The 25,561-nt window shown below is 70.8% G+C and carries 21 protein-coding genes; 12 read left to right on the top strand and 9 right to left on the bottom strand.

Annotation, left to right across the window (positions count from 1 at the left end; translation table 11 throughout):
* Nucleotides 1-28 precede the first annotated feature (28 nt).
* Both ACFYPN_RS18965 and ACFYPN_RS18960 read left to right on the top strand, forming a co-directional pair.
* Complete coding sequence (locus ACFYPN_RS18965; protein WP_389299510.1) at nt 29-1,027, top strand: TIGR03885 family FMN-dependent LLM class oxidoreductase; 999 nt, start codon at nt 29-31, stop codon at nt 1,025-1,027.
* On the top strand, nt 1,024-2,718 hold the full coding sequence (locus ACFYPN_RS18960; protein WP_358764005.1) for an alpha-amylase family protein: 1,695 nt from the start codon (nt 1,024-1,026) through the stop codon (nt 2,716-2,718). Before ACFYPN_RS18965 ends, ACFYPN_RS18960 begins: the two co-directional genes overlap by 4 nt.
* Before the next feature lie 140 nt (nt 2,719-2,858).
* On the opposite strand, the gene ACFYPN_RS18955 is transcribed toward ACFYPN_RS18960, so the two are convergent.
* Entirely contained in the window at nt 2,859-3,746 is an 888-nt protein-coding gene (locus ACFYPN_RS18955) for a D-alanyl-D-alanine carboxypeptidase (RefSeq protein WP_358764004.1), read from the bottom strand.
* Between the two features lie 286 nt (nt 3,747-4,032).
* On the opposite strand from ACFYPN_RS18955, the gene ACFYPN_RS18950 reads away from it, so the two are divergent.
* Nucleotides 4,033-4,716: a GntR family transcriptional regulator gene (locus ACFYPN_RS18950; protein WP_358764002.1), complete on the top strand. Its 684-nt coding sequence runs from the start codon at nt 4,033-4,035 to the stop codon at nt 4,714-4,716.
* Nucleotides 4,713-6,020 carry an MFS transporter gene (locus ACFYPN_RS18945; protein WP_358764000.1) on the top strand — a complete coding sequence of 436 codons (1,308 nt, stop codon included), beginning with the start codon at nt 4,713-4,715 and terminating at the stop codon, nt 6,018-6,020. Before ACFYPN_RS18950 ends, ACFYPN_RS18945 begins: the two co-directional genes overlap by 4 nt.
* A gap of 194 nt (nt 6,021-6,214) precedes the next feature.
* On the opposite strand, the gene ACFYPN_RS18940 is transcribed toward ACFYPN_RS18945, so the two are convergent.
* Nucleotides 6,215-7,039, bottom strand: coding sequence for a maleylpyruvate isomerase family mycothiol-dependent enzyme (locus ACFYPN_RS18940; protein ID WP_358763998.1), 825 nt, complete (start codon nt 7,037-7,039; stop codon nt 6,215-6,217).
* Between the two features lie 211 nt (nt 7,040-7,250).
* Here ACFYPN_RS18940 and ACFYPN_RS18935 point away from each other — a divergent pair, with 211 nt between their 5' ends.
* Together ACFYPN_RS18935 and ACFYPN_RS18930 are read left to right on the top strand one after the other, a co-directional pair.
* Complete coding sequence (locus ACFYPN_RS18935; protein WP_389299505.1) at nt 7,251-8,042, top strand: carbon-nitrogen family hydrolase; 792 nt, start codon at nt 7,251-7,253, stop codon at nt 8,040-8,042.
* A 49-nt stretch (nt 8,043-8,091) separates the two neighbouring features.
* Nucleotides 8,092-8,805, top strand: coding sequence for a nucleotidyltransferase domain-containing protein (locus ACFYPN_RS18930; RefSeq protein WP_389299502.1), 714 nt, complete (start codon nt 8,092-8,094; stop codon nt 8,803-8,805).
* Between the two features lie 203 nt (nt 8,806-9,008).
* On the opposite strand, the gene ACFYPN_RS18925 is transcribed toward ACFYPN_RS18930, so the two are convergent.
* From ACFYPN_RS18925 to ACFYPN_RS18915, 3 genes are all read right to left on the bottom strand, one after another.
* Complete coding sequence (locus ACFYPN_RS18925; RefSeq protein WP_389299501.1) at nt 9,009-9,845, bottom strand: hypothetical protein; 837 nt, start codon at nt 9,843-9,845, stop codon at nt 9,009-9,011.
* A 77-nt stretch (nt 9,846-9,922) separates the two neighbouring features.
* On the bottom strand, nt 9,923-10,570 hold the full coding sequence (locus ACFYPN_RS18920) for an RNA polymerase sigma factor (protein ID WP_358763991.1): 648 nt from the start codon (nt 10,568-10,570) through the stop codon (nt 9,923-9,925).
* A gap of 106 nt (nt 10,571-10,676) precedes the next feature.
* Nucleotides 10,677-11,177, bottom strand: a complete 501-nt coding sequence (locus ACFYPN_RS18915) for an LURP-one-related/scramblase family protein (RefSeq protein WP_389299498.1) — start codon at nt 11,175-11,177, stop codon at nt 10,677-10,679.
* Between the two features lie 181 nt (nt 11,178-11,358).
* Here ACFYPN_RS18915 and ACFYPN_RS18910 point away from each other — a divergent pair, with 181 nt between their 5' ends.
* Together ACFYPN_RS18910 and ACFYPN_RS18905 are read left to right on the top strand one after the other, a co-directional pair.
* Complete coding sequence (locus tag ACFYPN_RS18910; RefSeq protein ID WP_389299496.1) at nt 11,359-12,078, top strand: MBL fold metallo-hydrolase; 720 nt, start codon at nt 11,359-11,361, stop codon at nt 12,076-12,078.
* Nucleotides 12,079-12,144: 66 nt separating this feature from the next.
* Nucleotides 12,145-13,989: a thioredoxin-like domain-containing protein gene (locus ACFYPN_RS18905; RefSeq protein ID WP_389299493.1), complete on the top strand. Its 1,845-nt coding sequence runs from the start codon at nt 12,145-12,147 to the stop codon at nt 13,987-13,989.
* A gap of 97 nt (nt 13,990-14,086) precedes the next feature.
* Here the strand turns inward: ACFYPN_RS18905 and ACFYPN_RS18900 are convergent, their stop codons facing one another.
* The 3 genes from ACFYPN_RS18900 to ACFYPN_RS18890 form a co-directional block, all read right to left on the bottom strand.
* A complete protein-coding gene (locus ACFYPN_RS18900; protein ID WP_358763983.1) occupies nt 14,087-14,311 on the bottom strand; it encodes a DUF6458 family protein in 225 nt (74 codons plus the stop codon).
* 113 nt (nt 14,312-14,424) lie between these two features.
* The gene (locus ACFYPN_RS18895; protein ID WP_358763982.1) at nt 14,425-15,732 is read right to left on the bottom strand and encodes a M18 family aminopeptidase; all 1,308 of its coding nucleotides are present in this window, start codon (nt 15,730-15,732) and stop codon (nt 14,425-14,427) included.
* A 323-nt stretch (nt 15,733-16,055) separates the two neighbouring features.
* Complete coding sequence (locus ACFYPN_RS18890; protein ID WP_389299490.1) at nt 16,056-17,882, bottom strand: acyl-CoA dehydrogenase; 1,827 nt, start codon at nt 17,880-17,882, stop codon at nt 16,056-16,058.
* A gap of 186 nt (nt 17,883-18,068) precedes the next feature.
* On the opposite strand from ACFYPN_RS18890, the gene ACFYPN_RS18885 reads away from it, so the two are divergent.
* The 3 genes from ACFYPN_RS18885 (at nt 18,069) to ACFYPN_RS18875 (ending at nt 20,851) form a co-directional block, all read left to right on the top strand.
* Complete coding sequence (locus ACFYPN_RS18885) at nt 18,069-18,527, top strand: SseB family protein (protein ID WP_266706714.1); 459 nt, start codon at nt 18,069-18,071, stop codon at nt 18,525-18,527.
* A gap of 203 nt (nt 18,528-18,730) precedes the next feature.
* Nucleotides 18,731-19,687, top strand: coding sequence for a pirin family protein (locus ACFYPN_RS18880; RefSeq protein ID WP_358765602.1), 957 nt, complete (start codon nt 18,731-18,733; stop codon nt 19,685-19,687).
* An 84-nt stretch (nt 19,688-19,771) separates the two neighbouring features.
* Nucleotides 19,772-20,851 carry an AI-2E family transporter gene (locus ACFYPN_RS18875; RefSeq protein ID WP_358765600.1) on the top strand — a complete coding sequence of 360 codons (1,080 nt, stop codon included), beginning with the start codon at nt 19,772-19,774 and terminating at the stop codon, nt 20,849-20,851.
* Nucleotides 20,852-20,893: 42 nt separating this feature from the next.
* Here ACFYPN_RS18875 and ACFYPN_RS18870 read toward each other — a convergent pair whose 3' ends face one another.
* Entirely contained in the window at nt 20,894-23,032 is a 2,139-nt protein-coding gene (locus tag ACFYPN_RS18870; RefSeq protein WP_358765598.1) for a SpoIIE family protein phosphatase, read from the bottom strand.
* 229 nt (nt 23,033-23,261) lie between these two features.
* Here ACFYPN_RS18870 and aspS point away from each other — a divergent pair, with 229 nt between their 5' ends.
* Entirely contained in the window at nt 23,262-25,079 is a 1,818-nt protein-coding gene (gene aspS, locus ACFYPN_RS18865; protein WP_389299486.1) for an aspartate--tRNA ligase, read from the top strand.
* The last annotated feature ends 482 nt before the right edge of the window (nt 25,080-25,561 follow it).

Genomic DNA, 25,561 nt, shown 5'->3' with positions numbered 1-25,561 from the left:
TCCGGGCGTCCCCGGGTACCCGCGATCCATGACCGTCTACGGATTTCACGCATCACACGAGCAGATACCGCCGGCGGCCCTGTTGGCCGCCGCCGTCCGTGCCGAGCAGGCGGGCTTCACCGCCGCCATGTGCTCCGACCACTTCTCGCCCTGGAGCGTCCGGCAGGGCGAGTCGGGCTTCGCCTGGTCCTGGCTGGGGGCCGCCCTCCAGGCCACCGAGAGCGTCCCGCTGGGCGTGGTCAACGCCCCCGGGCAGCGCTACCACCCCGCGATCGTCGCGCAGGCCATCGGGAGCCTCGCGGCGATGTACCCGGGCCGCTTCTGGGCCGCCCTGGGCAGCGGCGAGGCGTCCAACGAGCACATCACGGGCGATGGCTGGCCGCGCAAGGACATCCGTAAAGCCCGGCTGCGGGAGTGCGTCGACATCATCCGGGCGCTGCTGAACGGCGAGGAGGTGAGCCACGACGGCCTGGTGACCGTGGACCGGGCCCGGCTCTGGACGCTCCCCGACGCGGTGCCGCCGCTGATCGGCGCCGCGTGCAGCGAGGAGACCGCGCGGTGGTGCGCCGAGTGGGCGGACGGGCTGATCACCGTCAACGCCCCGCACGCGACGTTGCGGCGGATCGTGGACGCCTACCGTTCGGCGGGCGGTGCCGGCCCGCTCCACCTCCAGGTGCACCTGAGCTGGGACCCCGACCCGGACACGGCTCTCGCCGTCGCCCACGACCAGTGGCGCACCAACGTGCACGGCGCGCCGGCCAGTTGGGACCTGGACTCGGCCGAGCTCTTCGACAGCGTCAGTGAGCACGTCACGCCCGAGCGGGTCGCGGAGAGCGTGCGGGTCTCGGCCGACCTCGGCCAACACGCGGCCTGGCTCCAGGAGTACGCCGATCTCGGCTTCGACTCGGTGATGCTGCACCACGTGGGCGTCGAACAGAGCGCCTTCATCGACGCGTTCGGCGAGAAGGTGCTGCCGCGCCTCGACGTCACCCGGCCCGCCCCCGCCGTGGTGGGAGGCAACCGATGAGGCTGACCCGTACCTCCGACGTGTGGTGGAAGAACGCGGTCGTCTACTGCCTGGACGTGGAGACCTACCAGGACGGCGACGGCGACGGGGTCGGTGACTTCGCCGGGCTCACCCAGCGGATCGACCACTTGGTGCGCCTCGGAGTCACCTGCGTCTGGCTGATGCCCTTCTACCCGACCATGGAACGCGACGACGGCTACGACATCACCGACTTCTACGGCGTCGATCCGAGGCTGGGCACCCTGGGCGACTTCACCGAGTTCGTACGGACCGCCCGCGACCGGGGCATCCGGGTCATCGCCGACCTGGTGGTCAACCACACCTCGGACCACCACCCCTGGTTCCTGGACGCCCGCTCCAGCCGTGACTCCGCCCACCGCGACTGGTACGTCTGGTGCGACACCCCGCCCGAGGACGGGCCGCAGGGGGTGGTCTTCCCGGACGAGGAGAAGAGCGTCTGGGAGTACGACGAGGCGACCGAGCAGTACTACCTCCACCGCTTCTACAAGCAGCAGCCCGACCTCAACGTCGCGAACCCCGCCGTGCGGGACGAGATAGCCCGGATCATGGGCTTCTGGACGGAGCTCGGGCTGTCGGGCTTCCGCGTCGACGCGGTGCCCTTCCTGCTGGAGACCGACGGGCAGCCGGACGCCGGCGACCTCCCCGACCCGCACGCGTACCTCGCCGACCTGCGGGCCTTCCTTGGCCGCCGCAACGGCGAGGCGATCCTGCTGGGCGAGGTGAACCTGCCGTACGAGGACACCGCCCGGTTCTTCGGCGGCGCCGAGGCCGGCGAGGGCGACGAGCTGACCCTCTGCTTCGACTTCATCGGCATGCAGCGGATGTACCTCTCCATGGCCCGGGAGGACGCCGGGCCGCTGGCTTCGGCCCTGCGCGAGCGCCCCGTACCGCCCCGCGACGCGCGCTGGGCGACCTTCGTCCGCAACCACGACGAGCTGACGCTCGACAAGCTCGACGAGGACGAACGCGGCGAGGTCTTCGCCGCCTTCGGCCCCGACAAGGACATGCAGCTCTACGACCGGGGGCTGCGCCGCAGGCTGCCGCCGATGGTCGGAGGCGACCGGCGCCGGGTGGAGCTGGCCTACAGTCTGCTGCTCACCCTGCCGGGGACCCCCGTGCTCTTCTACGGCGAGGAGATCGGGATGGGGGAGAACCTCGCCGCACCCGGCCGCCAGGCGGTGCGGACCCCCATGCAGTGGACACCGGACAAGGGCGGCGGCTTCACCCGGGCCGAGGGCGTGACGCTGCCCAACCCGGTGGTGGAGGGCGCGTACGGCCCGAAGCGGGTCAATGTGCACGACCAGACGCACGATCCCGATTCGCTGCTCTCCCGGATGCGGACCCTGATCGAGCGGTACCGCGAGGCGCCCGAATTCGCCTGGGGCCACTGCGAGGTGCTCGACACCGAGGACCCGGGCGTCCTGGCGCACCTCAGCTCCCTGCCGGAGGGGGCGGTGCTGGCCGTTCACAACTTCACCGGCCGGGAACTCACCGCGTCCATGGAGGTGCCGGGGCTGCGGGGCGGCCGTCTCCTCACCGACCTGTTCGGCGGCGAGGGGGCGAAGGCGGCGGCCGGCGGGCGGCTCGACGTCGAGCTGGAACCGTACGGCTACCGCTGGCTCCGGGTGAACACCCCGCTCGACGACCCGGACCGCACGATCGAGGAGTGATCCGGCCCTTTCGGCCACGGGCCGCGAGCGCCGGAGGAGCGCCGGAGGAGCGAAGGGGAGCGGAACAGACAGAGGGGCCCGGACCGCGCGGAGCGCGCGCGGTCCGGGCCCCTCCTGGGCACCTGTAGCAGGTGCCGGGACTACTTCTTGAAGCCGTAGTCGAGCAGCTTCTTCACGTCGGCGGTCCGGGTCGTCTCGGACGTGGACGCCAGGACGGCGCCGATCACCGTCTTGCCGCTGCGGGTCGCGGCGAAGACCAGGCAGTACTTGGCGTTGCTGCCGGAGCCGGTCTTGATGCCGATCATGCCGCTGTAACTGCTCAGCAGCTTGTTGGTGTTGGTCCACGACATGTAGCGGTAGCCGCCGGTCTTCGTGGTCACCTTCTGCTTCGTCGACTTGGTGCTGACGACGGCGCGGAAGGTGGAGTTCTTCATGGCGCTGCTGGCGATCTTCGTCAGGTCGCGCGGCGTCGAGTAGTTCGAGCCATTGCTTATGCCGTCGAACGAGTCGAAGTGCGTGTTCTTCAGACCGAGGGTCTTCGCGTCGGCGTTCATCTTGCCGAGGAAGGACTTCACCCGGGCCGCGCGGGTCGTGCCGACGCCGAACTTGTCGGCGAGCGCGTACGCCGCGTCGCAGCCGGACGGCAGCATCAGGCCGTACAGCAGCTGGCGCACGGTGACCTTGTCGCCGACGATCAGGTGCGCCGAGGAGGCGCCCTTGGCGACGATGTAGTCGCTGTACGCCTTCTGGATCGTGACGGTGCTGTTCAGGTTGAGGTTCTTCTGCGCCAGCACCACCTTGGCGGTCATGATCTTGGTGGTGGAGCCGGTGGCGCGGCGGGTGTCGGCGCCCTTGGAGTAGAGCGTCGAGGCGTTGGCGTTGTTCATCACGAACCCGCCGGGTGCGACGACGGTGGGCGTCGGAACCGTGGCCGCCTGCGCGGTGGTGGCGAGCGCCCCACCTGCGATGACGGCGCCGGCCGTCAGGGTAACGGTCGCCGCCACGGAAGTGCGACGAATGCCCGACATGCGGATTTTCAAGGTAAACGCTCCAAATGCCACTGGAATGCGGCTGCATGGGAGCCGCTGATGGGTGAGACTCCTGAGAAGGCCGCTTGGATGTACGAGCGCCGGGGCGCGTTTGGGCGGCGTGCGGAGCGTAGCGCGCGGGGTCTCCCGTCCGGTCATCGCTGGGGCGGGTGAGTCGCCTGGGGCGAAGGAGTCGTGTGGGGCGAAAGAGTTGCGTGGGGTTGTCGTGAAGTCCGCATCACGGACGGATCCCCTCATGCGTGCACGTTGTATCTATGCTGTGTGCATGCCTGCCGCACCTCCCGCCTCCCCCGCCGCCCACCGGGCGCAGCCCAAACCGCCCCCCGCCGCCGAGCGCGTCTACTCCCACGTCAAGGGGGCCGTGCTGGACCGCCGTTACGAGGGCGGGACGCTCCTCACCGAGGGGGACCTCGCCGAAGCGGTCGGCGTCTCCCGGACCCCCGTCCGCGAGGCGCTGCTCCGCCTCGAAGCGGAAGGGCTGATCAAGCTCTATCCGAAGAAGGGCGCGCTCGTCCTCGCGGTCTCCGCGCAGGAGATCGCCGACGTCGTCGAAACCCGGCTGCTGGTCGAGGAGTTCGCCGCCCGCAAGGCGATTCCGGCCTCCCCGCGGCTGATCGGCCGGCTCGAAGAGCTGCTGGCCGAGCAGAGCACCCTCGCCGAGGCCGGAGACCTGGCCGCGGTCTCCGTCGCCGACCGCGGCTTCCACGCCGAGATCGTCCGCAACGCCGGGAACCAGATCCTTTCCCGCCTCTACGACCAGCTCCGCGACCGCCAGTTGAGGATGGGCGTCGCCGTGATGGAGGCGCACCCCGGCAGGATCGCGGCCAACATCGCCGAGCACACGGAGCTGTTGGAAGCCATTCGATCGGGTGATGCCGACGAGGCCGCGCGGGTCGTCCGGCGCCACGTCGGCCGGGTCAAGGTGCTGGTGCGGGGGGAGGACCGATGAGTTCGGCGGCAGCGCCCACCCTCTCCCTCCCCGGTGATCCGCCCGGCGGACGCCGCGCCCTGCGGGTGTGGGGCATCGGGGTCGCCGTCTACTTCGTCGCGATCATCTTCCGTACGAGCCTGGGGGTCGCCGGACTCGACGCCGCCGAGCGGTTCGACGTCAACGCCTCGGCCCTCTCCACCTTCTCCATCCTCCAGCTGCTGGTGTACGCGGGGATGCAGATACCCGTCGGCCTGATGGTCGACCGGCTCGGCACGAAGAGGGTCCTCACCCTGGGGGCGATCCTCTTCACCGCGGGCCAGCTCGGCTTCGCGCTCTCCCCGTCGTACGGCACCGCGCTCGCCTCACGCGCGCTGCTCGGCTGCGGCGACGCCATGACCTTCATCAGCGTGCTGCGGCTCGGCAGCCGGTGGTTCCCGGCCCGGCGCGGACCGCTGATCGGTCAGGTCGCCGCGCTGTTCGGGATGGCGGGCAACCTCGTCTCCACCCTCTTCATCGCCCGTGCCCTGCACGGCTTCGGCTGGACCACCACCTTCGTCGGCAGCTCCCTGGCGGGTGTGGTGGTGCTGGTCCTGTTGCTGCTGTTCCTGAAGGACCACCCCGAGGGCCACGAGCCACCGCCCGTGGAGCACGCGGGCGCCGCGTACGTACGCCGGCAGATCGCCGCGTGCTGGCGGGAGCCCGGCACCCGGCTCGGCATGTGGGTGCACTTCACCACGCAGTTCCCGGCGATGGTCTTCCTGCTGCTGTGGGGGCTGCCGTTCCTCGTCGAGGACCAGGGGCTGAGCCGGGGGACGGCCGGCAGCCTGCTCACCCTGGTGGTGCTGTCGAACATGTCGGTGGGGCTCGTCTACGGCCAGGTGATCGCCCGCCACCACGCGGCCCGGCTGCCGCTCGCCCTCGGCACGGTCGGGGCGACGGCGCTGCTCTGGGCCGCCACCATCTTCCACCCCGGCCACGCCCCGATGTGGCTGCTGATCGTGTTGTGCCTGGTCCTCGGCGCCTGCGGCCCCGCGTCGATGATCGGCTTCGACTTCGGCCGGCCCGCCAACCCGCCGGAACGCCAGGGCACCGCCTCCGGCATCGTCAACATGGGTGGCTTCGTCGCCTCGATGACCACGCTGTTCCTGGTGGGCGTACTGCTCGACGCGACCGGCGACGACTACACGGTCGCCTTCTCCTCGGTGTTCTTCCTGGAGGCCCTCGGTGTCGCCCAGATCCTCCGGCTGCGGAAGCGCGCGGCGGTGCGGGAGAGCGAGCACCACGTGATCAGCCGGGTCGAAGCGGTGCACGTACCGGTGTGAGCGCGCGGGCGGGAGCGGGGGGGCGGGGGCGGGGCGGTGCTCGTGGGAGCGGCGCTCGTGGCGTCGTACGGGTTCACTCGCCTCCGCCCGTGACGTCGAGCCTGCGCGGGGGACGTCCTCACCCTCCTGCGGGAGATCGACGCCGACGCGCTCCATGTGTACGTGAGTACGTGAGTACGTGTGTGCGTGTGCGGCTACGGGGTCACGGAGAACCGGTGCAGGATCGCCGACGCCAGGTCCTCGTCGCCCTCCACCTTGATCCGGTCCGCGACGTTCGACGGGCGTACCCGCCCGCAGGCCAGCCGGTAGAAGGTCTCCCAGTCCATCGCCAGCGACACGGCGGGCCCCAGGGACGGCGAGCCGTCGACCGAGCCGCGCCCCTCCGCGTCCACCCGGATCGTACGGAGGAACTCCATCGGCCCCTGCACGTCGAGCACCACGGCCGAGTTCGGCGGAGCACCCGCGTCCTTGGCGACGACCTTCGGCAGCGCTTGGAGCAGGGCGTCGCGGACGATGTGGGCGCCCGGGGAGTCGAGGTTGCCGGGCTGCCCGAGGGCCCAGCGGAGGTCCTGCTCGTGCACCCACACGTCGAAGGCCCGCATGTGCAGCGCCACTTCGAGGGTCTGCTCGGCACCGAGGGGCGCCCGGACCATCGTCTCCGGCGGGCGGGACTCGTTCCGCAGTTGCCGGGAACGGCGGATGATCGTGTACTCCAGCTCCGAGGTCATCTCGGGCGAGGTGTGGTGGCGCCGTACGTCGACCTGCATCTCCATGTACCGCGCCATGTCGGTCCGCACGTGGTAGAGATCGCGCGGCAGCGTGTGGATGGGCCGTGGGTCGCCGAGCTGCTCGCACTCCATGCCGATGATGTGCGACACGATGTCACGCACCGACCAGGCGGGGCACGGCGTGCGGCGGTTCCAGTCCCCCTCGGCGAGCGGCAGCACCAGCTCCGTTATCGCCTCGATGGAGTGGGTCCAGGCATCGGCGTAGGTCTGGAGGCTGGGATGGACGGTCACGGGACCCCTCGTGCGGTTCTTCGGTGCGTGGGCTGGAGAGCAGGTAGTGCTGGCGGGCGGGCTGGCACTGACGGCGCTGTCTGGCGAGCTGCGTGGGAGGTTCGTTCCTTCGGAAAGTTCCAAGTTACGCTGCGAGCAGGCACCCCGGCAGTGCTTTCGTGTGACGATCGTAGGCCGGTGTTGACGGCTCGAATGCCAGGACGGTGGTACTGTGCGCGCCTCTCTGATCCAGATTGCGGTAAACCCGGACGAACCCGTCAATTACCGGAGAGCGAGGGTCGCTTCTCTGGTTGCGGGGGAGGTGTCGGGGCCCCAGCCCGCCGACTTGGTGGTGCTCCCGGAGCTCTGGCCGCTCGGTGCCTTCAACTTCACCGAGTTCGCGGCCGAGGCCGAGCCCCTCGAAGGCCCCACCCATGAGGTGATGTCCCGGGCGGCGGCCGAGGCGGGCGTCTGGCTGCACGCCGGATCGTTCGTCGAACGCGCCGAGGACGGCACCCTCTACAACACCTCCCTCGTCTTCGACCCCCGGGGCGAGCGCGTCGCCACCTACCGCAAGATGCACCGTTTCGGCTTCGACCGGGGCGAAGCGGTCCTGATGGGCGCGGGCGAGGACCTCGTCACCGTCACCCTCCCGGAAACCACCCTGGGCCTCGCCACCTGCTACGACCTGCGCTTCCCCGAACTCTTCCGGGGCCTGGTCGACGCGGGCGCCCAGACCCTCGTCATCCCCGCCGGCTGGCCGGAACGCCGCCGTGCCCACTGGACCCTCCTCGCCCAGGCCCGCGCCGTCGAGAACCAGGCGTACGTCCTCGCCGTCGGCACCGCCGGCACCCACGCCGACGTCCCGCAGGCGGGTCACAGCATCGCGGTCGACCCCTGGGGCGAGATCCTCGGCGAGGCGGGGGCGGAGGAGGAGATCCTGCGCGTCGAGTTCGACCCGGCGAAGGTCGAGAAGACCCGCGCGCACTTCCCGGCCCTGAAGGACCGTCGGCTGGGGGTGTAGGGAACGGGGCGGTGCTGGGGAGTCCCCGGGACCACGGCAGAGTGTGGGCATGGACGTCATCGATCTTGCCCGTGCCCTCGTTCTGGAGCGCCACCCCGACGCCCGCGCCGCGTTCCTCGGCGGCAGTGTCCTGACGAGCCGGCGTACCGCCCGGTCCGACCTGGACGTCGTCGTGCTGCTCGGTGGCCCGCCCGCCCCGTACCGCGAGAGCCTGCGGTACGGGGACTGGCCGGTGGAGTTGTTCGTGCACACCGAGGACTCCTGGCACACCTTCGTGACCCCGGAGATCGTGCAGCGGAACTCGCCCCTGTTGTGGATGTGCGCCGAGGGGGCGCTGCTGCTCGACGCCGACGGGACGGGAGCACGGATGGCGGAGACGGCGAAACGCCTCGCGGCCGCAGGCCCGCCCCCGGTCACCGACACGGCGCTCGAAGACGCCCGGTACGCGCTGACGGACCTGCTCGACGACTTCGCCGCCTGTACGGATGCGGGGGAGCGGCTGTTCGTCGTGGCCGAACTCGTCCGGCGGAGCGGCGAGCTGGCGCTGCTGACCCACGGCACCTGGCTCGGCGGCGGCACATGGCTGGCCCGGCGTCTCGAACCCGTTGCGCCGGACCTGGCCGCGCGCTTGGACGAGACGGCGCAAGCCGCGCTGCGCGGCGCACCGGAGGGCCTCACCTCGCTGGTCACGGAGGTCCTCGACGCGGCGGGCGGCCCGGTCTGGGAGGGGTACCGCCGCAGCGGACCGCGTAAGGCGGCCTGAACTCGTCGCGCCCGAGAGCAGGGCATCGGGCGGCGCGGGCGGGCCAGCATCCCGGATCGGTGGACAGCTTCGCGCCCCGGATCAGGCGTCGGACGGGTCGTCTCGCGGGCGCCGGAGGGACGTACTCCCCGCGCCGGCGGGACGCCCCTCCTTTCCCCGGCACGGCGCCGCCGGGGAAAGGAGGGGCCGTCGGTTCGGCCGCCCTACTGCTCGTCGACGAACTGCGGGTCCTTCTTCTGGTTGTAGATCTCCTTGCCGGATGCGTCGAAGGCATGGACGTAGGAGCTCGGGCCCCCGAAGCGCGGGCCGGGGTCGGCCGCACCGGTGGAGAGGGCCGCCGCGTAGACGAACGCGCCGCCCGCCATGGCCGCCGGGTACTGCTTCGGGTCGTCGCCGTAACTGACGCTGATCTTGGCGATGTTCGCCGCATAGTGCCCGGCGCCCAGCGCGAGGTACCGCCCCTTGCCGGCCGGTGCGGTGAAGGAATCGAAGTACGCGATCAGGTGACCGGTGCCCCACAGGCGGTCGTTGATGAACGTGGGCGGGGAGTCCGGGCTGCTGCCCTTGGCGCCCTTGGTCTCGCACTGCACGTACTGGCCGGCCGAGTCGACGGCGACGACCACGCCGTCCCAGTCCTGCGAGGCGACGGGAGTACGGACCCCGAGCACCGCGTGGTAGCGCGACGCGTCCGAACCCAGGCAGGAGGACAGGATCTTGGCGACGGTCCCCGCGTCGATCGGGGTCGTCGTCGCGCTGGTGACGACGGCCGGGACGGACGACTCGTCGGGCGCCACGACGGCTCCTGCCGACGGGGAGTCGGGCGTCGCGCTCGGAGTCGTACTCGGAGTCGGTGACGCGGCGGTGCTCGTCGGGTTCCCCCCGCTGCTCGCGGGAGAGGCGAGAGCCGGCGCGGAGTCCTCCGCACTGCCGAAGGCGGCCACGGCCGCGACGCTTACCGCCACGACCCCGGCGGCGACGCCCAGCGGCACTCCCCATCTGCGGCGCAGCGAAGCGCGGTGGTCCTCGGTGTCGATCTTCATCAGTAGTTCCTCTCGAATCCGCCGGTGGTCCGGCAGATCACGATCGGAAGGAGCCGCAGGAATGCCCTGCATGTCGTTCATCGTGCGACGTCCTCCGCGTTGACGGGATTCGTGGAACCGAATGACGCCGGAACCCTGGCTCCGCCGACGAGGTCCGCCCCCAACCGCCGTCGCGCCCGGTGCAGCCTGGATTTGACGGTACCGACCGCCACCTCCAGCGCCGCCGCGGCCGCTTGCTGATCAAGGCCGGACCATACGCAGAGCTCGACGACCTCGCGTTCGTGGCGCGGCAGCCGGGCCAACGCCCGGTGGATCGCCGACATGCGCCGCTCGTCGTCGATCAGGACGGCGACCCGGTCCGCGTGGTCGTCCACCGGCTCGTCGTGCGAGACGAGCCGGTGCAGCAGCGCCTCGGCCCGTCTCAGCCGCCGCCTGGTGTTCGACAGCAGACGGTCGGCGATGCCCAGCAGCCACGGCAGGGCCGAGTCGCGGTCCAGGACCGTCTCCGATCGCCGGCGCCAGGCGTGCATGAACACCGTCGACGTGAGGTCTTCCGCCTCGGACCAGTCGGCCGTCCGGCGGAACAGGTAGTTGTAGACGGTCTTCCCATGCCGGTCGAAGATCCGACCGAACGCCTCCCGGTCGCCGTCGACGGCCCGCGCCCACAGCTCCCGGTCGGACGTACCTCCGACCGGGAGGGCGGGACCAGCGTCGTTCAGTTCCATGCTCTGTACGTGTCCGGCAACGGACCAGAGGTTCCCGCCCGGATCCTTTCGTTCGCGGACCACGGTCGCGCTCGCGCGCGCGAGCCGAACGCAGGACTCCAAGGGCTCACTCGTCGTGCTTGTCGTGCTCCTTCTCCGCGAGCACGATCACGCACATCGCCACCGCGATCAGCAGCGAGGCGTCCGCGTCCTCACGCACGATGTCGATGCCGTACGTGTCACGAATGCTGAGCCACCGTCGGGAGATCTGGGCCAGCAGTTCACCGTCGTAGTCGACGGCGAACTCACGGTCGAGGATCTTGCCGCTGACGTCGAGTTCGGTGCCGTCCGCCATCACCACCCGGTAGTGGTTCCGCAGCAGCGACAGGTGCTTCTTCTTGACCCGGGCCAGCTCCTCCCCGTCCCGCTCGATGATCATCGTGTCGCGGATGCTGATCAGCTTCTGCCGCAGTTCGACGAGGACCCGCCCGTTCGCGTCCTTCAGCTCGAAGGTGTCGCGTACCCGCATGGCCTTGCCGTCGACGAGGAACACCTTGCGGCCCTCGGTGTCCTCGATCCAGTAGTCGTCACCGATGGCGAACAGTCGTTCGCGTACGAGAAGTCTCATGGGGGACAGGTTCCCGTTGCCCCGCGAGGAATGCGAGAAGCGCGCAGGGGTGTCGGGCGGGGAAGCCGGGGAGCCCTACCCGCGGGGGCCGCCTCGGCGGTCCTCGTCCACCCCTTCGGCGTTCCCTTCGCCATCAGCCGAAATATCTGGACACGCGGCATTCCATCGCTAGCGTCGGAGCATGGAACTCGTTCAGGTCGCCCCCGTCGTCTGGCAGCTTGCCTTTCCGGTCGGGCACGTCCACTTCGTCCGTACGCCGCACGGTTGGGCGTTGATCGACACCGGCGTCCCGGGGTCCGCCCCCGTGATCCTCGATGCACTGGAGCGGCTCGGTGGACGCCCGCGGGACCTGCGGCAGATCGTTCTCACGCACTCCCACCTCGACCACATGGGCTCCGCCGCGGATCTCGTCGAGGTCACCGGGGCCCGGGTCCTGGCGGGAGCCCCGGACGCCCCGTTCGTCCGCGGTACGGCGCCCGAACCCCGGCCGGTGCACACCGCCTCCGAACGCGCGCTGCACGAGCAGGTCGTGGCGGGCTTCTCCGAAGCGGACGTCCGGCCCGCGCGCCACCTGCCGGTGGACGGGGAACTGCACGAAGGGGACTCCGTGAGTGACTGGGGCGAGCCCGTCCACGTCCTGCACGTGCCCGGACACACCCCGGGGAGCATCGCCCTGCACCTGCCCTCCAGCGGCGTGCTCTTCCCGGGTGACATCGTCGCCACCGCGGAGGGCAGGGCGATCCTCGGCCCGTTCAACGTGGACCGGGAGCAGGCCATCGCCTCCTTCCGGCGGCTGGCTTCGCTGGAGGTGGAGGTGGTGTGCATCCCGCACGGGGAGCCGGTGCTGAAGGGCGCGAGCGAGGTGCTGCGGGCGGCCGAGCCGGAGAGGGACTGGGTGTGAGCCCGGCTCGTCGGGCCCCGCCCGGCCCGTGATCGGCGAGCGCACCGCGGGTGGCACCCTTGAGGCATGAACGATGCCGTCCCGGCGCCCACCCCCGCGCCCCACCGTGCCCGTGTCCGCGCCCCCGAGCTCATCGGCAAGGGCGGCTGGCTCAACACGGGTGGTCAGCAATACACCCTCGCTGACCTGCGAGGACGTATTGTCGTCCTCGATTTCTGGACCTTCTGCTGTGTGAACTGTCTGCACGTGCTCGACGAGCTGCGCGAGCTGGAGGAGAAGCACCGCGACACCGTGGTGATCATCGGTGTGCACTCGCCGAAGTTCGTGCACGAGGCGGAGCACCAGGCCGTCGTGGACGCCGTCGAGCGGTACGAGGTGCACCACCCGGTGCTGGACGACCCGGAGCTCGCGACGTGGAAGCAGTACGCGGTCCGCGCCTGGCCGACGCTCGTGGTCGTCGACCCCGAGGGGTACGTCGTCGCCCAGCACGCCGGTGAGGGCCACGCCCACGCCATCGCGAAGCTGGTGGACGAGCTGGAGGCCGAGCACACGGCGAAGGGCACGCTGCGGCGCGGGGACGGTCCGTACGTGGCGCCCGAGCCGGTCGCCACCCACCTGCGCTTCCCGGGCAAGGCCCTGCTGCTGCCGGACGGCGGCTTCCTGGTGTCGGACACCACCCGGCACCGTCTGGTCGAGCTGGAGGCGGACGGCGAGACCGTACGCGGCCACTACGGCACGGGTGAGCGCGGCTTCACCGACGGCGGCCGGGACGAGGTGCGGTTCAGCGAGCCGCAGGGCCTCACCGTGCTGCCGGACGGCCGGATCGCCGTCGCGGACACCGTCAACCACGCGCTGCGCGCCCTGGACCTCACCACGGGCCGTACGGAGACGCTGGCCGGCACCGGCAACCAGTGGTGGCAGGGTTCCGCGACCTCCGGCCCGGCGCGCGAGGTGGACCTCTCCTCGCCGTGGGACGTCGCCTGGTTCGGCGACCGCCTCTGGATCGCCATGGCGGGCGTCCACCAGCTGTGGACGTACGACCCCGCGAGCGGCACCGTCGAGGTCGCGGCGGGCACCACCAACGAGGGTCTCGTCGACGGTCCGGCGGCCGAGGCGTGGTTCGCGCAGCCCTCCGGTCTCGCGGTCTCCACCGACGGGGAGCGGCTGTGGATCGCCGACTCCGAGACCTCGGCGCTGCGCTTCGTGGACCGCGGGGGCGTGGTGACCACGGCCGTGGGCACCGGGCTCTTCGACTTCGGGCACCGGGACGGGGCCGCCGGGCAGGCGCTGTTCCAGCACCCGCTGGGGGTCACCGCCCTGCCGGACGGTTCGGTGGCGGTCTCCGACACGTACAACAACGCGCTGCGGCGCTTCGACCCGGCGAGCGGCGAGGTGACCACGCTCGCGACCGATCTGCGGGAGCCGAGCGACGCGGTGCTGGTCGACGGCGATCTGGTGGTCGTGGAGTCGGCGCGGCACCGGCTGACCCGGCTGCGGCTGCCCGAGGAGGCCCTGCGGGTCGACGGCGGTGCGCACCGCACCCAGCGCGCGGCCACCGAGGTCGCCGCCGGGAACCTCCGGCTGGACGTGGTCTTCCAGGCGCCGGCCGGCCAGAAGCTCGACCTGCGCTACGGCCCCTCCACCCGGCTGCTGGTCTCCTCGACCCCGCCGGAGCTGCTGGCCGACGGCGCGGGCGCGGGTACGGACCTCTTCCGCGACCTGGTGCTCGCGGACGGGGTCACCGAGGGCATCCTCCACGTCTCGGCGATGGCGGCGTCCTGCGACGACGACCCGGCGAACGAGTACCCGGCCTGCCACGTCCACCAGCAGGACTGGGGCGTACCGGTCGTGGTGACGGCGGACGGCGTGGCCCGGCTGCCGCTGGTGCTCGCGGGCATGGACGACGCATGACCGTCCGGACGTCACCCGGGGCGTGAAGAGGGCGCGGAGACGTTCTACGGTCTCCGCGCCCTCCGCCGTTCCCGCGGCCGGCGCACCGGCCCCGCCGTCACAGGTAGCGCTTCTCGTCCTCCGTGGTGGGGACGACCGTGGTGGGCGGCACGATCATGCGGCGGCGCCGCGCGATGCTCATGTAGGCGAAGACGCCGACGAGGCCGACGAGCATCATGATCCAGCCGACCAGGTCGACGTTGACGGTGTCGATCTGCCAGTCGGTGGCGAACGCCAGTACCGCTCCGGCACCGATCAGGAGAATGCATCCTCCGAGTCCCATGATTCCCGCCTCCTCGACGGCCCGGTGACTCCGGGCCGGTGTACGGATCGCGTACCCGGCCCGGCAACAAGCATGTCCGTCAGGGAGGTTGGGACTGGGGCCCGGGGTGGCCGTCAGCCCGCCAGAAACGCGGTCAGGGCGTTGGCCAGCAGGAACGGGTCGTCGGAGCCGCAGAGTTCGCGGGCGCTGTGCATCGACAGGATCGCCACACCGATGTCGACGGTCCGGATTCCGTGCCGGGCGGCGGTGATCGGACCGATCGTCGTGCCGCACGGCATCGAGTTGTTGCTGACGAACGTCTGCATCGGTACCCCCGCCCGCTCGCACGCGGCGGCGAACACGGCCCGGCCGCTGCCGTCCGTCGCGTACCGCATGTTGACGTTGACCTTCAGCATCGGGCCGCCGTTGACGACCGGGTGGTGCGTCGGGTCGTGGCGCTCCCCGTAGTTGGGGTGGATCGCGTGACCGGTGTCGGAGGAGACGCAGACGCTTCCCGCGAAGGCGCGGGCGCGGTCCTCGTAACCGCCGCCCCGGGCGTACACCGAGCGCTCCATGACGGTGCCGAGCAGCGGGCCGTCGGCACCGGTGTCGGACTGCGAGCCGTTCTCCTCGTGGTCGAACGCGGCGAGCACCGGGATGTACGGGAGTTCGGTGCCCTCGGCGGCGTGCCGCTGGGCGACGGCGGCCAGCGCGGCGGCGCCCGCGTGCACGGAGAGCAGGTTGTCCATCCGGGGGCCGGCCATCAGCTCCCGGTCGCGGCCCAGGTAGGCGGGCTGCTCGACGGCGTGCGCCATCAGGTCCCAGCCGCTCACGTCCTCCGGGTCGACGCCCGCCTCTTCGGCGACGAACCGGATGAGGTCGCCCTCCTCCACCCGGCCGAGGCCCCAGATCGGCTGCATGTGCTTCTGGCGGTCGAGCTTGAGGCCGTCGGTGTTGGCCGAGCGGTCCAGGTGAACGGCCAGCTGGGGGACGCGCAGCAGCGGGCGGTCGATGGAGGTCAGCACGTCGGTGCCGTCGCGCAGTGTGAGCCGGCCCGCGATGCCGAGGTCACGGTCGAGCCAGGTGTTCAGCAGGGTTCCGCCGTAGATCTCCACGGCGACCTGGCGCCAGCCGTGCGCGCCGGTGTCCGGCAGCGGCTTGACCCGCAGGTTGGGCGAGTCGGTGTGGGCGCCGACGATACGGAACGGGGTGTGGGGGGACGCGCCTTCGGGGACGTACCAGGCGATGATGGCGCCGCCGCGCAGGACGTACTTCCCGCCGCTCGTCGCGTCCCAGGCCGCGGTCTCCTCGACCTGCCGGAACCCTGCCTTCTCCAGTCGGGCCGCGGTGTTGGCGACGGCGTGGTAGGGCGAGGGGCTCGCGGCGAGGAAGGCCATCAGGTCATCGGTGTGGGACCTGTCGAAGTGGTGGGAGGAACTCATGTTCTTCACTGTAACGAGGGCTGTTGTGGACCATTCACGGTCGTGCCGCCGCGCGGGCAGGGCGACGGCCCGCGGATGACGGCGACGGCCCGCCCCCCGGTATGTGCCGTATGGGGGGACGGGCCGTCGCTGAGGACGTGGTCGAACGAGAGCCGGAGACTAGTGCCGCGCCCTGCAAGCTTTGCCCCGTCGCGGTGGTCGGCACGCGCACTCGCTGCGTTGACCGGAAGCCCTGGTAGCTCCGCTACAAGGACTTCCGGCCGCCTTGCGATCACACGCACCGACCACCGCTCCTCATGGGGCAGACATTGCCGGGCGCGGCACTAGAACGCGGCCTCGTCCAGCTCCATCAGGGAGTTGTCGACCGACTCGGCGAGCGCGCGCTCGGCCGAGACGCCGGGCAGGACGTTGGCGGCGAAGAACTTCGCGGCTGCGATCTTGCCCTGGTAGAAGGCGACGTCCTTGCCGGAGGCGGTCGGCAGCTTCTCGACGGCGACCGAGGCGCCCTTGAGGAGGAGGTAGCCGACGACGACGTCACCGGAGGCGAGCAGCAGGCGGGTGGTGTTGAGGCCCACCTTGTAGATGCTCTTCACGTCCTCGCCGGTCGCGGTGAGGTCGGTGATCATCGTGCCGACGATCGCCTCCAGGTCCACGGCGGCCTTGGCGAGGGAGTCCAGCGCGGGGGCCAGCTCCTCGTTGCCCTGGGCGCCGGCGAGGAACTTCTTGATCTCCTCGGAGAGCGTGTTGAGCGAAGCGCCCTGGTCGCGGACGATCTTCCGGAAGAAGAAGTCCTGGCCCTGGATGGCCGTGGTGCCCTCGTAGAGGGTGTCGATCTTGGCGTCGCGGATGTACTGCTCGATCGGGTACTCCTGGAGGTACCCGGAGCCGCCGAAGGTCTGGAGCGACTGCGCCAGCTGCTCGTAGGAGCGCTCGGAGCCGTACCCCTTCACGATCGGCAGCAGCAGGTCGTTGAGGCCGTGCAGCGCCTTGGCGTCCTCGCCGGCGGCCTCCTTGACCTGGATCGCGTCCTGGACGGAGGCGGTGTACAGCACGAGCGAGCGCATGCCCTCGGCGTACGCCTTCTGCGTCATGAGGGAGCGGCGCACGTCGGGGTGGTGCGTGATGGTGACCTTGGGGGCGGTCTTGTCCATGAACTGCGACAGGTCCGAGCCCTGGACGCGCTCCTTGGCGTACTCCAGCGCGTTGAGGTAGCCGGTGGAGAGGGTGGCGATGGCCTTCGTGCCGACCATCATCCGGGCGAACTCGATGATCATGAACATCTGGCGGATGCCGTCGTGCTTGTCGCCGATCAGCCAGCCCTTGGCGGGGTGCTGGTCGCCGAAGGTCATCTCGCAGGTGTTGGAGGCCTTGAGGCCCATCTTGTGCTCGACGTTCGTTGCGTAGACGCCGTTGCGCTCGCCCAGCTCGCCGGTCTGCCAGTCGAAGTGGTACTTCGGGACGAGGAAGAGCGACAGGCCCTTGGTGCCCGGTCCGGCGCCCTCGGGGCGGGCCAGCACGTAGTGGAGGATGTTCTCCGACATGTCGTGCTCACCGGAGGTGATAAAGCGCTTCACGCCCTCGATGTGCCAGGAACCGTCGTCCTGCTGGACCGCCTTGGTGCGGCCCGCGCCGACGTCCGAACCGGCGTCCGGCTCGGTCAGCACCATGGTCGAGCCCCACTGCTTCTCGACGGCGATCTCGGCGATCTTCTTCTGCGCGTCGTTGCCCTCGGCGTGCAGGATGCCGGCGAACGCGGGGCCGGAGGAGTACATCCAGATGGCCGGGTTCGCGCCGAGCAGCAGCTCCGCGTAGGCCCAGATCAGGGAGCGCGGGGAGGTGGTGCCGCCGATCTCCTCCGGGAGGCCCAGGCGCCAGTACTCGGAGTCCATGAAGGCCTGGTACGACCGCTTGAAGGTCTCCGGGACCGGTGCGGTGCTGGTCGCGGGGTCGAAGACCGGCGGGTTGCGGTCGGCGTCGGTGTAGGAGGCGGCGAGCTCGTTCTCCGCGAGGCGGGTGACCTCGTCGAGGATGCTCTTCGCGGTCTCGACGTCCATCTCCGCGAACGGTCCGGTGCCGTACAGCTGGTCGCGCCCGAGCACCTCGAAGAGGTTGAACTCGATGTCGCGGAGATTCGACTTGTAGTGCCCCATGGGAAGGCTCCGTAATCAATAGCAGTGGCGCGCAGCGCCCCGGGGAGTGGTGCGGGTCGGGCGACGGGCTGTGCGGAAGACCGGCCGGCTGCATGATGCGATCAGTCGACCTCCACGATGATGCTACCCGTGAGTAATAAGGCGCAACCCCTGGAGCCGGAGATGTGTCCGATTACTCTTCGGGGTATGTACGGCTACGACCAGAACCCGGGTGCACAGCAGCAGATGGGTCAGATGGGGCAGATGGGCGGCGGCTACGCCGAGCAGCCGCTCTACCCCGAGCCTTCGCCGCCCTCCCTGGCGGACGCGGTACGGGCCTTCACCACGGGCACCCTCGCCGCGGAGGACTTCCAGCAGATCTTCGCGACCTCGAAGGTCTACTGTCCGCGCGGCGACGGCCCGGGTTTCCTCGCGCTGCACAACACCCAGCAGCCGGTGATCCCGATGTTCAGCACGCTCAAGGAGCTCCGGCGGTACGCGGGCAAGGAGTCGAAGTACTTCGTGATCACCGGCGCCGAGGTGATCGACCTGCTCCCGACCGGGTACGGCTTCGTCCTGGACATGGAGGGCGACCACCGGATGGTCTTCGACGCCAAGGCCGTCGAGCAGATGGTCGACTTCGCGATGCGGCGCATGTACGGCTGACGCCCCGATCCGCCTGTCCCCGAGGCCCGCACCCCCGTGGTGCGGGCCTTTTCCGGTGGGTGCCTTGGCGGTGTGCGCCTCTGTGGGCCGCCCCCGTCTCCCCAGGTCGGCGCCGGTCGCGCCCCGCCGGGAATGCGCGACGCCTTGCAAGATGTTCACTGTTCAACTAACTTGGAAGCAGATCCCGCCCGGAGGTGGCTCCCATGCCCGCAGTGACCGTAGAAAACCCGCTGACCCTGCCCAAGGTGGCCGCCTCGGGCGACGCCCTCGCCCGTCCCGTCCTCGCGGTCACCACCGCGCCGACCGGCTTCGAGGGAGAGGGCTTCCCGGTGCGCCGCGCGTTCGCCGGGATCAACTACAAGCACCTCGACCCGTTCATCATGATGGACCAGATGGGTGAGGTGGAGTACGCGGCCGGAGAGCCCAAGGGAACTCCCTGGCACCCGCACCGCGGCTTCGAGACCGTCACGTACCTGATCGACGGCAGCTTCATCCACCAGGACTCCAACGGTGGCGGCGGCACCATCGAGAACGGCGACACCCAGTGGATGACGGCGGGCTCCGGCCTGCTGCACATCGAGGCTCCGCCGGAGTCGCTGGTCGCGTCCGGCGGCCTGTTCCACGGCCTCCAGCTCTGGGTGAACCTGCCGAAGAGCCACAAGATGATGGACCCCCGCTACCAGGACATCCGCGGTGGCCAGGTCCAGCTCCTCGCCTCCCCGGACGGCGGCGCGCTGCTCCGCGTCATCGCCGGTGAGCTCGACGGGCACGAGGGCCCCGGCATCACCCACACCCCGATCACGATGATCCACGCGACCGTCCGGCCGGGCGCCGAGGTGACCCTGCCGTGGCGCGAGGACTTCAACGGTCTCGCGTACGTGCTCGCCGGCCGCGGCACCGCGGGCGCCGAGCGCCGCCCGGTCCACATGGGCCAGACGGCCGTCTTCGGCGCCGGTTCCTCGCTGACCGTCCGCGCGGACGAGCAGCAGGACGGGCACACCCCCGACCTGGAGGTCGTGCTCCTCGGCGGACGCCCCATCCGTGAGCCGATGGCGCACTACGGGCCGTTCGTGATGAACAACCAGGCCGAACTGAAGAAGGCCTTCGAGGACTTCCAGGCCGGCCGCCTCGGCACCGTCCCGGCGGTCCACGGCATGTGATCCCCTCCGCGTGCGGATGACGGTCCGTCACCCGCACGCGCCACGGGGCGGGACACCGTGTCCGCCCCGTGGTCGGGTGGGGGAGTGCCGAACCAGAAGCCCCTCCTGCCCGACGCCGCGCGGCGGACGGCCGCCTGGTGCGGCGTCCTGCTCCTCGTCGCGGCGGTCGCGACGGTCGTCGTCTGGCTGTCCGTCTACCTCAAGACCGCCGTCACCCCCGTGCTGCTCGCTCTGCTCGGCACGGCGCTGCTCGGCCCGGTCCACCGCTGGCTGACCGCCCACCACGTGCAGCGTTCCCTCTCCGCCGGGCTGACCTGCGCCGCGCTGGTCGCGGTCGTCGGCGGCGCCGGGTACATCGTCGTCACCGCGCTCATCGACACCGGCGACCAGATCGTGGCCTCACTGAAGGACGCCGGTCAGTGGGTGATCGACCACTTCGAGCTGGGCGGCCAGGCGTCCGTGGACAACCTCGCCGGCAACGCCAGGAACCTCGTCGAGAAATTCGGCGCGACCGCCGCCGGCGGAGTCCTCACCGGGCTGAGCCTGATCGGCACGCTGACCGCGACCGCCGTCCTCGCCCTGCTGCTCACCTTCTTCTTCCTGCGCGACTCCGACCGGGCCGTACGCCTCGCCCACTCCCTCGCGCCGCGCGGCAGCGGCGACCTGGTCGAGGCCATGGGACGCCGTGCCTTCGAGGCGGTCGAGGGGTTCATGCGCGGCACCACCTTCATCGCGCTGATCGACGCCCTCTGCATCACGGTCGGCCTGCTGATCCTGCGGGTGCCCGGCGCTGTGGGACTGGGCGCGCTGGTCTTCGTCGGCGCCTACATCCCCTACCTCGGGGCCTTTCTCTCCGGTGCGGTCGCCGTCCTGGTCGCACTCGCCGACCGGGGGTTCGTCATCGCCCTCTGGGCGCTCGGCGTGGTGGTCGCGGTCCAGTTGCTGGAGGGCCATGTGCTCCAGCCGATGATCCAGAGCCGCACCGTACGGCTCCATCCGGCCGTCATCCTGATCGCGCTGACCGCCGGAGCGAGTGTCGCCGGAATCCTCGGCATGCTGCTCGCCGTCCCGCTCTGCGCGGCGGCCCACGGGGTGATCGAGGAGGTGCGGCACCGCAACGCGGCACCCGCACCGGAACCTCCGGCGGGAAGCGGTCCGGCCTGAGCCCACCGGGGGCGCTCAGCACGGTGCGGCCGGTCCGGGCGGTCAGATCTGTTCGAACGGGACCGACCCCGCCGTGAGCTCCTCCGGCTCGGAGGACTCGTACAGCTCGAACCAGATCGACTTGCCCTCGCCGCGCGGATCGACCCCCCAGGTGTCCGCCAGCATCTCCATCAGGACGAGCCCGCGTCCGCTGGACGCCATCTCGCCCGGGCGCCGCTTGTGCGGGAGCTCGTCGCTGCCGTCCGCCACCTCGACCCGCAACCGCCGCTCGCCCTGCTCGCCGGTCACCTCCGCCACCATCAGGGCGTTCCCGTCGGTGTGGACCAGCACGTTGGTGACCATCTCGGAGAGCATCAGCACGGCCGAGTCGACCTGCTCCGCGTCCGCCCAGTCGTGCAGCAGCTCGCGCAGCAACTGCCGGGCGATGGCGATCCGCTCCGGTTCGGCCTGCGCGATGGTGACGGCGGCCCGGCGCGGCGGGGTCTTCGCGAGGGTGGCGGGAGTGTCACGGCGGAGCACCACCAGCGCGATGTCGTCCTCGTGCCGCTCCGCGAGGGGGCCCGTCGTGTAGTGCGAGGTGGGGCCGTGGACCGTCTCCAGGAGTGCCTGGGCGAGGGTCTCCGGATCGGCTCCGGGCGTCTCCAGAACCGGGCGCAGCCGCTCCCAGCCGGTCGCCAGGTCGTGTCCGCCGGTCTCGATGAGCCCGTCGGTGCAGAGCATGATCGTCTCGCCGGGCTCCAGCACCACCTGGGTCGTCGGGTAGTCGGCGTCGGTCTCGATGCCGAGCGGCAGTCCGCCCTGGGTCTGCCGGATCACGGCGGTGCCGTCGGCGCTGATCACCACGGGGTCGGGATGGCCCGCGCGGGCGATGTCGAGGGAGCCGTTCGCCGGGTCCACCTCGGCGTAGAGGCAGGTCGCGAAGCGCGGGGCACTGGAGTCGTCGCCGTCGCCGTCGTACTCGTACGCCTTCGTCAGCCCGGCCAGGAAGCGGGAGGCGCGGGCGAGCACCGCGTCCGGGCGGTGCCCCTCGGACGCGTACGCCCGCAGGGCGATGCGGAGCTGGCCCATCAGACCGGCCGCGCGCACGTCGTGCCCCTGGACGTCGCCGATGATGACCGCGACCCGGCCGTTGGGCAGCGGGATCATGTCGTACCAGTCACCGCCGACCTGGAGGCCGCCACCGGTGGGGATGTAGCGGGCCGCCACGGTGATGCCGGGGGCGCTCATGCCCAGGGACGGCATCATCGCCCGCTGGAGTCCCAGGGAGAGTTCCCGCTCGGTCTCGGCCGCCCCGGCGCGGTCGAGGGCCTGGGCGAGCATCCTGGCCACCGTGGTGAGCACGGCCCGCTCGTCGGGGGAGAAGCTCACCGACTGGCGGAAGCCGGCCATCCAGGCGCCCATGGTGTGGCCGGAGACGACCAGCGGCAGGAAGGCCCAGGAATGCCGGCCGAAGTTGCGGGCGAGCGGCCAGGTCAGCGGGAAGCGCCGGGCGTACTCCTCGGGCGTCGACAGGTAGATCGACCGGCCGGTCCGGGCGACCTCGGCCGCCGGATAGTCGGTCTGGAGCGGCATGTCGGCGAAGGGTTCCTCGTCGCCGTCGTTGTGCCCGTGGTGGCCGACGACGGTGAGCCGGTCCCCCTCGATGCCGAAGACCGCGAGCCCGTCCGGCGAGAAGCCGGGCATCGAGAGTGATCCGGCGACCCGCAGCACCTCCTCCGTGGACCGGGCCTCGGCCAGGGCCCTCCCCGCGTCCAGCAGGAACGCCTCGCGGGAGCGCCGCCAGTCGCCGGTGACGGGCGTCTGCGCGGACGAGATGCCGGGAATGGGCTCCGCGACCTCCTGGAGCGTGCCCCAGAGGACGAACTGATCGGTGATCCGGCCCCTGGGCATGTAGGGCCGGGCCCGCGCCCGCACGGTACGGAGCACCGTGCTGTCCCCGTCGACGATCCGGAGCCGGGATTCCGCGAGCGTGTCCTCGGAGACCGCCAGATTGACGACCGAGCGGACCTCGTTCCAGTCGGCGGGGTGGTAGCGGGCGCGTACGACGGATTCCCGGTAGTCCCCGGCCCCGGGCAACCCGAGGAGACGGGCGGCCTCCGCGTCGAGCGTGACCGTCCCGTCCGCGGTGTCCCAGCGCCACAGCCCCGTCTCGGTGGCCGCCAGGATGTCCTCGGTACGCATTGCCCCACTTTAGGAAGATGCGTTCCGCATACGCCACCGAGGGAGCCGCCACCGAGGGGGCCCGACCGGCCGCGGCGGAGGCGCTCCCCACGCGTGTGCGACGGCCGGTGGGCGGTTGCGCGACGAGTGTGAATGATCTTGGAGCGGTTATGGCAATGAAGTGGCCGGGCTCCGGGCGGTAGCCTGGGGTGGCTCACAGACCCCAACCGCGAAGACTGGATGAACGACGATGCATCGGTACAGGTCCCACACCTGCGGCGAGCTCCGCGCCTCTGACGTCGGCACCGACGTCCGGCTGAGCGGCTGGCTGCACAATCGCCGAGACCTGGGCGGCATCCTCTTCATCGATCTCCGCGACCACTACGGCCTGGTCCAGCTCGTCGCCCGCCCCGGCACCCCGGGGAACGAGGCACTCTCGAAGCTGACCAAGGAGACCGTCGTCCGGATCGACGGCAAGGTCTCCGCGCGCGGCACCGAGAACGTGAACCCGGAGCTCCCGACCGGCGAGATCGAGATCGAGGTCGCCGAGGTCGAGGTGCTCGGCGAGGCGGCCCCGCTGCCCTTCACGATCAACACCGAGGACGGTGTGAACGAGGAGCGCCGCCTGGAGTACCGCTTCCTCGACCTGCGCCGCGAGCGCATGCACCGCAACATCATGCTGCGCTCGGCCGTCATCGCCTCCATCCGCTCGAAGATGGTGGCCCTAGGCTTCAACGAGATGGCGACCCCGATCCTCACCGCGACCTCCCCCGAGGGCGCCCGTGACTTCGTCGTGCCCTCGCGTCTCAACCCCGGCAAGTTCTACGCGCTGCCGCAGGCCCCGCAGCAGTTCAAGCAGCTGCTGATGATCTCCGGCTTCGACCGCTACTTCCAGATCGCGCCCTGTTTCCGCGACGAGGACGCCCGCGCCGACCGCTCGCCGGGCGAGTTCTACCAGCTCGACGTCGAGATGTCGTTCGTCGAGCAGGAAGACGTCTTCCAGCCGATCGAGAAGCTGATGACCGAACTCTTCACCGAGTTCGGCAACGGCCGCGAGGTCACCTCGCCCTTCCCGCGCATCCCGTTCCGCGAGTCGATGCTGAAGTACGGCAACGACAAGCCGGACCTCCGCGCGAAGCTGGAGCTCGTCGACATCTCGGACGTCTTCGCCGACTCCGGGTTCAAGGCGTTCGCCGGCAAGCACGTCCGCGCGCTGCCCGTCCCGGACACCGCCGGCCAGTCCCGCAAGTTCTTCGACGGCCTCGGTGAGTACGCCGTCGAGCACGGCGCCAAGGGCCTCGCCTGGGTCCGCGTCGGCGAGGACGGCACGCTCGCCGGTCCGATCGCCAAGTTCCTCACCGAGACCGACGTCAAGACGCTCACCGAGCGCCTCTCGCTCGTCCCGGGCCACGCGATCTTCTTCGGCGCGGGCGAGTTCGACGAAGTCTCCAAGATCATGTCGGCCGTTCGGGTCGAGGCGGCCAAGCGGTCCGGCCACTTCGAGGAGGGCGTCTTCCGGTTCTGCTGGATCGTCGACTTCCCGATGTACGAGAAGGACGAGGAGACCGGCAAGATCGACTTCTCGCACAACCCCTTCTCGATGCCCCAGGGCGGCTTGGAGGACCTGGAGACGAAGGACCCGCTCGACATCCTCGCCTGGCAGTACGACATCGTCTGCAACGGCATCGAGCTCTCCTCCGGCGCGATCCGTAACCACGAGCCCGAGCTGATGCTCAAGGCATTCGAGATCGCCGGTTACGACCGCGAGACCGTCGAGCAGGAGTTCGCGGGCATGCTGCGCGCCTTCCGCCTCGGCGCCCCGCCGCACGGTGGCATCGCCCCGGGCGTCGACCGCATCGTGATGCTGCTCGCCGATGAGCCGAACATCCGCGAGACGATCGCCTTCCCGCTCAACGGCAACGCCCAGGACCTGATGATGGGCGCCCCGACCGTGCTGGACGAGGCCCGGCTGCGCGAGCTGAACATCCAGCTCCGCAAGCCGGCCGCCGTGTCGAAGGGCGAGGCCGCCAAGGCCGAGTCCGCCGCTGCGGAGAAGACCGAGAAGTAACCGGCGGAGCGGGGCGGCAACTCCTCCCGTCGGGGCCGGGCCGGGGCTCGAGTGCCCGGCCCGATCCGGACGAGGGCCCGGTGGTCCTCCTGCGGCACCGAGCCGTCCTCGGCCCCGCGCCCCCGCTCCCCGTACGTTTCACGTGAAACAGCCCCCGACCGGCCGGTCGGGGGCTGTTCCGCGGTGCCGGAGTCTCCTTCGGCCGGCCGGGACGGACCGGTCGCCGTGGTACTGGGTGGGCCGGTGTACGGCCGGATGGCCCCCGCCCGGATTCGCAAAGGCCGGGCGCGGCGAAGAGTGGCTCCTGAGAGGCCGTCAGTCAGAACCACTCAGGAGCCCGCCCCGTGTCCGTCTCCCGTCGTCCGCGCGTCTCCCGCCCGCCCGTCTCCCCCCGCCCGCCCGTCGCCCCCGGCTCGTCGGTTTCCCCAGGTCCGGCCGTTCTTCTCCGCGCGTCCGTTGCCCCCGGCCGGGCCCCTCTGCCC

It is taken from the genome of Streptomyces sp. NPDC005576 (genome assembly GCF_042871745.1).
Taxonomy (GTDB): Bacteria; Actinomycetota; Actinomycetes; order Streptomycetales; family Streptomycetaceae; genus Streptomyces.
This window is presented reverse-complemented; position numbering and strand designations above follow the sequence as displayed.